This is a genomic window from Gudongella ferriphila, assembly GCF_046224405.1.
Lineage (GTDB): Bacteria > Bacillota > Clostridia > Tissierellales > Tissierellaceae > Gudongella.
In genome coordinates this window covers 1-2,469 of the sequence record NZ_JBJXRK010000056.1, presented here as the reverse complement: position 1 = coordinate 2,469, position 2,469 = coordinate 1, and the positions used below count along the sequence as shown (strand labels likewise).

The window sequence follows — 2,469 nt, the reverse complement described above, 5'->3', positions numbered from 1 at the left end:
GTTATAATTATACTACATTGTAGCATTTTTCAACATTTAAAAGATGCTTGTTAGCAACGTGTTAGTTTTTGTTAATTGTGCTGCTACTTTTTATATTACCACATTTCCACTCACCATTTAACTTTTTCAGGGCGATTTCATTCATTTGAAGTCGCTTATTTCTTTTTCTGCCATAAATCAGTTCTAAGGGTGTGATTTTAGCCATACTCTAATACCTCTTTTTAATTTAAACGTCTCTACGGGCCTTCTGTGCGGTCATTAAAATGGCTAATTTTACACGTTTTTAGAGGCGGACATATTTTGTCCGGTTGACAAGAAAAAAGAGCCTTGTCGGCTCTTACTTATGCTTTCTTACTATGTCTGCTGTTGCAACACCGTTTTCACTGTGGAACGTTCCTGTATATTCAGCTCCCTCTTTATATCCTAAATCTCTCAACTCTTTTGCTGCCTCTTCGTATGTGTTATGCTCTCCCATAAATTGTCCGTCCATCATAATTTTGTATGTGTATTCTTCCATTTGTTGTTCCTCCTTTAGTATTTGTACTCTTATATAGTCGCTTATACTTCGGTGATCCTTATCTGCTAGTTTTTGTAGTTTCTCTTTTTCTTCTTCAGTTACTCTGATGTAGATTCTTTCGCTTCTTGCCATTTTTATGCCTCCTGGTCCATAGATTCTTCTAACCACTCTCTGTACAACTTTCTTACTTCTTGTTCGCTTAGTTGTGTTTCGTTTAGCGGGTCCACTGCCTCGATAGCTGATGTATGGAAATTTTCTTTATCCCCTTGATACTGCTCGATAACTCTTTCAACTTCCTCTTTCATAATTTCAGCTAGTCTTTTTTCTGTTAACATTTTGTTACCTCCTTGGTTTGGTTGGTTTCTTATCTCTTTCTTTAATATAAGTATACTATATTGTGCGTACACTGTCAACCCTTTATTCCAATTTATTTTAAGTTTTAGGCAAATAAAAAAGCCCCGGATTATTCCAGGGCTTCATCAGTTTCTATGAGCGATCTCGCTTTTTCGTTTGCTCTCAGGTATATCTTCATCTGCTCCACTGCCTCTTCTATAAGTTCATCTATCGTCTTAGGGGTAAGTATCATCTTAGCTATTGCAGGCAATCTCTCGAACAGCCATGTTGCCACAGCTGCATACTTGAGTTGACCAGTACCGCCTCCAAACTGTGCCTCTGCTTCGGTGACCAGGTAGAACAATATCTGCCTTACCTGCTTGATGTACCCAGCCCTGGCCATAACAATAAGACCAGCCACTACAAGGGCTACCAGCAACAAGCTGTCCCAATTTGCCATTATAAAATTATTCACTCATATCTCCCCTTTCATCTCCTCGAAATTCTCTAAAAGTTTTAATTTCCTCAGTTTCTTTTTCAACTTCAGACCTCTTAATTTTCCCTAAGGCCCACACTTCAACACTACTAAATCCTATCCAGGCGGTAAGCGTAGCATAAGGCTCAACTCCTTTGAGATAGAACAGGTAGAATGACAGACACACAAATAATAGGTTGGTGAATATGACAAATATAATTATCTTCTTGCTAAACTTCATTTAAGCAACACCGTCCTTGTAGCTTGGTCCCATCCAACTTCAAGACCCAATGATTCAGCAACGTCCCTTATAGGATAGTACTTTCCATTAATTGGCACTGAATTGACACCAGCTTCAAACTTACCTGGGATATTCCTAATCTTGCCATTGATGGATACTTTTATAGTATCCTCTTGTCCTTTTAGGTCCCTGATCAGTCTGTCAAAAGGATAGTTCTTCCCAGGACAGAAGGGTTTCCATTTTGGAGTTACGTCACTATGGCCTGCTATATGATCTCGGTCAATGGGTATGTCAATACCATATAGCCTCTTAACTTCTGCGATGATGTGCTTATGCAACCATAAGGTTGCCTGGTATTGAGCTTCAGTAAGCTTACCTTGTCCCTGGGCGCTGAACCCTTCATGTTCTATTCCTATGCTGTAGTAATTGGCGTTGGTCTTTCTCTCCCTTACAAGCTTAAGTGTAGAATGGCCATAGAACCTTGGTGTGCCGGATGTAAGTGTTGTCCCATTAATCCAAGCCATTTCAGTGATTGGGACCAGCTGGGTGATGTGCCCAGTCTTACTGACTACAAAATGACTTGATGCTCCACTCTTGGGATTCATCAGCCAACTCACAGCGCCATTATAGGACCCTTCTGTTATGTGACTTATAATCATGTCCGGCTTCCATCCTTTCCGGTCACTCTTGTTTGGTGTAGTTTTTTGCACTATGTTATAACTCATCTACAACAACCCCCTCTGTGCTGCAACAAAAAAGAAGGTTACAAAAGCTCCTATTAGCAAGCCCATGAACCATCTTAGGGTCACATTTAAAGTGTTTAGCTGATTAATCAGATTACTTATTCTTTCCTCTAACCTTGAGTTGATGTTTTCTATCATGTCTAATCGTTTGGAATGGTCA

At 39.7% G+C, this 2,469-nt stretch carries 6 protein-coding genes; all 6 read right to left on the bottom strand.

Features of this window, described 5'->3' with window-relative positions; genetic code table 11:
* Positions 1-337: 337 nt before the first annotated feature.
* Positions 338-649: a plasmid mobilization protein gene (locus ACKVDP_RS13670; RefSeq protein ID WP_409229457.1), complete on the bottom strand. Its 312-nt coding sequence runs from the start codon at positions 647-649 to the stop codon at positions 338-340.
* Between the two features lie 2 nt (positions 650-651).
* Positions 652-852 (bottom strand): hypothetical protein, encoded by a 201-nt coding sequence (locus tag ACKVDP_RS13665; RefSeq protein ID WP_409229456.1) that lies wholly within the window; start codon positions 850-852, stop codon positions 652-654.
* A gap of 128 nt (positions 853-980) precedes the next feature.
* Positions 981-1,325 (bottom strand): hypothetical protein, encoded by a 345-nt coding sequence (locus ACKVDP_RS13660; RefSeq protein WP_409229455.1) that lies wholly within the window; start codon positions 1,323-1,325, stop codon positions 981-983.
* Positions 1,318-1,566 carry a hypothetical protein gene (locus ACKVDP_RS13655; protein WP_409229454.1) on the bottom strand — a complete coding sequence of 83 codons (249 nt, stop codon included), beginning with the start codon at positions 1,564-1,566 and terminating at the stop codon, positions 1,318-1,320. Before ACKVDP_RS13655 ends, ACKVDP_RS13660 begins: the two co-directional genes overlap by 8 nt.
* Positions 1,563-2,291, bottom strand: coding sequence for an N-acetylmuramoyl-L-alanine amidase (locus ACKVDP_RS13650; RefSeq protein WP_409229453.1), 729 nt, complete (start codon positions 2,289-2,291; stop codon positions 1,563-1,565). Before ACKVDP_RS13650 ends, ACKVDP_RS13655 begins: the two co-directional genes overlap by 4 nt.
* Positions 2,292-2,469: hemolysin XhlA family protein (locus tag ACKVDP_RS13645; RefSeq protein ID WP_409229458.1), on the bottom strand; the 178-nt coding region annotated here is incomplete at its 5' end.